At 37.4% G+C, this 270-nt stretch carries 1 protein-coding gene; it reads left to right on the top strand.

What is annotated here, in order from left to right:
* On the top strand, positions 1-234 hold a 234-nt coding region (locus AAEY88_RS13805; RefSeq protein WP_350563300.1), incomplete at its 5' end, for a hypothetical protein.
* Positions 235-270 lie beyond the last annotated feature (36 nt).

Below are 270 nucleotides of genomic sequence, written 5' to 3'. Positions count from 1 at the left end.
GGCACCGACACACCCGGCACTTTGAGTAAAGTTACGCGCTTTTTTGCAGACAACAATATTATTATTTGCTCACTAAAGTCAGACACTTATGATGACGAAGAAGCAGTAATGAGAATGCGCTGTGAACTAGAGTTTAATCTTCCTGTTGAAGTAGATGTAGACCAATTTAAAATTAGTTTTGAAAACCTTTCGCACGTTTTAAACGTAGATTACATCTTTCGACGTATTCGCTAAGGAGTTTAGCATGAACAAAATTACCCCATTACAAAG

The sequence above is a fragment of the Psychrobacter sp. CAL346-MNA-CIBAN-0220 genome, from assembly GCF_040309805.1.
In the GTDB taxonomy this organism is placed as follows: domain Bacteria; phylum Pseudomonadota; class Gammaproteobacteria; order Pseudomonadales; family Moraxellaceae; genus Psychrobacter.
The sequence above is the reverse complement of the archived record's forward strand: the minus strand, read 5'-3'. Positions and strand labels throughout refer to the sequence as shown.